Annotated in this window: 5 protein-coding genes; 1 reads left to right on the top strand and 4 read right to left on the bottom strand. The window is 65.1% G+C overall.

The genetic code is table 11. The features are described 5' to 3' along the window. The 4 genes from KDH09_06255 to KDH09_06240 all read right to left on the bottom strand — a co-directional run. The coding region (locus KDH09_06255) for a hypothetical protein (GenBank protein MCB0219281.1) at positions 1-311 on the bottom strand (311 nt) is incomplete at its 3' end. Continuing rightward, a complete protein-coding gene (locus KDH09_06250) occupies positions 308-1,003 on the bottom strand; it encodes a hypothetical protein (protein MCB0219280.1) in 696 nt (231 codons plus the stop codon). The genes KDH09_06255 and KDH09_06250, both read right to left, overlap by 4 nt. Before the next feature lie 21 nt (positions 1,004-1,024). Further along, entirely contained in the window at positions 1,025-2,074 is a 1,050-nt protein-coding gene (locus KDH09_06245) for an acyltransferase family protein (protein ID MCB0219279.1), read from the bottom strand. Positions 2,075-2,111: 37 nt separating this feature from the next. Then, positions 2,112-3,182: an NAD-dependent epimerase/dehydratase family protein gene (locus tag KDH09_06240; protein ID MCB0219278.1), complete on the bottom strand. Its 1,071-nt coding sequence runs from the start codon at positions 3,180-3,182 to the stop codon at positions 2,112-2,114. A gap of 281 nt (positions 3,183-3,463) precedes the next feature. Between KDH09_06240 and KDH09_06235 the strand changes: the two genes are divergently transcribed. Beyond that, positions 3,464-3,749: hypothetical protein (locus KDH09_06235; protein ID MCB0219277.1), on the top strand; the 286-nt coding region annotated here is incomplete at its 3' end.

Here is a 3,749-nt window from a genome sequence, read left to right as displayed (position 1 = left end):
GCGCCGGCCACGTCCATGTCCAGCTTGAGCGGCGCAAGGCGCGCGCCCTGCCCTACTTCGGGCAGGTCGCAGGGCTTGAGCGTGTCGTAGAGAATGTCGGATTTCTCCGCCGCGGCGGCCTGAATCTGCGCGGCGCGCGCGGCGTCGTCCACGATTTCGCCCGCGCGCCACAGGCCCACGACCTCGCCGCCACGGCTGAGCAGAGCGACTTCGGCCGACCAATAGGATGAGAAATTCTGCGGGAACTTTGGCAGGTCCGATTCGGGGATGATGTTCTCCACCGAATGTTCTTCGTCAAGGAAGCTTTTCACGCGTCCTGCGCTCCGCTGCTTTCGGCGCCGCCGTCACCGGGCGCAAAGTTGGCGTGCATCGCCGCCAGAAAATCCTCGCGCGTGAGATTGAACTTGCGCGCAAATTCGTATTTCTTGTCGAGCGAATCGTAGAGCTGTTCGGCCAGGGCCTCGAACGTCTCCACGACGCCCTCGCCCTTCATCGCCACGGCCAGCGTGGTGGGGATGCCGCTCTGGCCCCAGGACTTCTGAATCATGTCCTCGGGCACGGCGTCGGGCAGGTCGCGCTTGTTGAACTGTACGACGAGCGGGGTATCGGCCAGGGAGCGGCCGATCTCCTTGAGATTCTTGCGCAGGTTGTCGAAGCTCTCGGCATTTTGCTTCGAAACCGCGGCCGAGGAATCGGCCACAAAGACGATACCGTCCGAGCCGCGCAGCACGATCTTCCGGGTGGAGTTGTGCTGGACCTGTCCGGGAACGGTGAAGAGCTTGAGCCGGATGGAGAACCCGCTGGCGGTCTTCATGCGCACCGGCAGCATGTCGAAGAACAGCGTGCGGTCGCCCTCGGTATTGAGCGTCATCAGCTCCCCGGTGGAGTCCGTGCCCGCGCCCTGATGGATCATCTGCAAATTGGTCGTCTTCCCCGACAAAGCGGGGCCGTAGTAGACCAGCTTGAACGTGATCTCTTTGCGGGCGTGGTTGAACTCCGCCATGAGTGCTCCAGTTACCTCCGCTCAGCCCATCCAGGCGGAGCGTCGAATCCTCAACAAGTCATGCACCATCGACTGCACCTGGGCGCGCACTTCCTCGTTCAAGCGATTGACGAGGATGTCGTCCTTGAGGTCTTCCTCTCCCAGGTGGGACAGATCGATGGGCGTTCCGAATCGAATGTACCATTTCGAAGGCAGCGGGACGAGTCCCAGCGGCCCCAGCAGCGGAAAAGTCGGGGTCAGCGGCACCTTGGGCAATCCCAGGAAGCCCCCGACCACCTCGGTCTCGGCCAGAATGGGGTAAATCTCCTCGCCGCCGATGATGGCGGTGGGAATAATCGGCGATTTGGTCCGAACGGCCAGGCGGATCGTGCCGCCACGGCCGAAGCGCTGGAGCTGGTAGCGGTCCCGAAAGAGCTTCGTGATGCCTTTGACGCCTTCGGGGAAGGTGGCGATCAGCTTGTCGGCGGCCAGCAGGCGCTCGGCATTCTGCCGGTCGGCACGCGCAATGCCGATCTTGAGCAGAAAGGGCCCCAAAAAGGGCATCGTGTAGGCGAAGTCCTCGATCAGCGGGCGCACATGGCGCTGGGCCGAGTGCTCGATCTGCACCGCTTCGCGAAGCATGACCGAGTCCCAGGGCAGCAGGCCCGAGTGGTTGGCGACGATGATCCCACGCCCCTCGATGGGCACGTTCTCGACGCCGGTGCACTCGATGCGCCAGTAATTCGAATACAGGTAGTTGAAGAAGGGCTCGACGCTGCGCCAATAGGCGCGGTCGAATCCGAACTCATCGACGTGCAGGCCGTAGCCCGTGCGCTTGCGCCGGCGCGAAGCCGCCTGCTCGCGCCGCCGGCGGCGCAGGTCGCGGAAGAAGGCCAGCGGCCCCTTCTCGACGACTTCCTGATCGGCGGAGGCGGAACGAAGGCGATTGACCGTGTGGGCAAGGCGCTGCTCGGCCTCGCGACGGATTTCCGGGTCGCGGATGGCACCCAGTTCCTCGCGCAGACGATCCTCGAGCGCCTCGGCCAGGTCGCCCGGCGTCATTGCGCCCAGTATGGATTTCGCTCCTGCCACTTGGTCCCCCGACCGGTTTTGTCAAAAAGCGCGCGCGTCAGGACGCGGCGCGGAACTGGCGCACCCGCTCTTCTCCGGTGAACGCCAGCCAGGTGTCCTTGGTTGAATGCCGCGGCTCGAATCCGAGTTCGAGGCGCGCTTTTTCGCCATCGGCGATGCACAGATAGCGCAGGTAGTCGTAGAACTCCGGCGGCACGTCGCTGGCGCCCGAGACCCACAGCGTTCCCGCCGAGGGGTAGAGCACGAAGCTCGGCACGGCGACGCTCCACTTGCCGCCCACGCGTAGAATCGTCGAGAGCGGCAACACGCCCGAGCCCACGATGTTGAACACGCCCCGCTGTTCGCCCGTGACGCACTGAACGAGCGCGTCGATCACGTCGTCTTCGTGCACGAACTGCATGAGCGGATCGTAGCCCAGCACCGTCGGGATGGTCGCGCGCGAGAAAAAGCTCGTCACATAGGCGCGCCGGCGCGGCCCCAGGATGATGCCCGGGCGCAGCACGGTGACCTTGATGTCGGGATTCTGATTCGCAAAGCGCGCGATGAGTCCCTCGGCTTCCGCCTTGTTCGAGACGTGACCGAAGCTGCGCTTGGCGCGAAGCTCGTGCGCCTCGGTCAGGAAGTTCGGATTGTCGGGACGCGCGCCGTAGACGAAGGTCGAGGTCGCCGTGAGAAACTTCTTCACCTTTGCCTGCGCGCACGCATGGAGCAGGTGGAGGGTGCCGATGACTTCGAGCTCATGGGCGTAGGCCTGGTTGCGGTGCGGATTGCGGAAGAAGGCCAGGTGAACAACCTGGGTCACGTTCTCTTTTTCGAAGATCTCCGCGATGCGCGCGTCGCAGTTGGGTTCGGTCAGGTCGGTCTTGTAGAACTTGGTCTTGCGGATGGGGAGCGTCGGTTTGGCGATGTCGAGCACCACGACCCGTTCGAAACGCGACTCGCTGCGCAGGTAGGAGAGCACCTGCGCCCCCAGAAAGCCGCTGGCCCCGGTGATGGCGATGGCTTCGCCCTCGGGGGCGCTCACCCGTTTCTTGGCTGTTTTCTTACCCGCGCCGGGGGCGGCCTTTTTCGGGGCCGCCTTGCGCGTGGTCTTCTTTGATGCCGGCACGTCCTTGCTGCCCCCTGACCTGTGAAATACCCAAAGAAATTGGACGTTTGCTTGGCATCTTTGCTCCCGGACCCGGCGATGTCAACGCGCGTCCGGAGCAGCAAAAGCTGCCGCAACGCCGCCGGCAACGAGCTGCGGGCCCTCCCGTGAAAAAGCGCGCGCCACTGCACGCCGCCGATGCTCGCCCGGGGAGAAATATGTGATACGCTCGCGCGGCTGAAATGATGAGACAAGCCCTCAAAATCGCCGTTCTGGCCCTCCTGCTGTGCGCTTTAAGCCCGATGAGCGCTGCACGTGCCCAGCAGGATGCCCGGGCCACGGCGGCGCCCGCCGCGGCGAGTCCCGCCCCCGCAGAGCCCGTCCGCCCGGCGCTGGCGGTCTTCCCCTTCGAGGTGCGCGGCCAGTCGGGCGCGGCCCCTGCCCACGGAGCGGGCCTTGCCGAGGTCATTCGCGACGCGCTGGCCCATGTGGACCGCTACCGCCTGTTCTCGACCCGCGACACGCTTGAGGCGCGCCACCCTGCCGGCGGCGCCCCCCAGAGCGTCGACCAGGCGGCCCGGGCGCTCG

The organism is Chrysiogenia bacterium (genome assembly GCA_020434085.1).
GTDB lineage: Bacteria > JAGRBM01 > JAGRBM01 > JAGRBM01 > JAGRBM01 > JAGRBM01.
The sequence above is the reverse complement of the archived record's forward strand: the minus strand, read 5'-3'. Positions and strand labels throughout refer to the sequence as shown.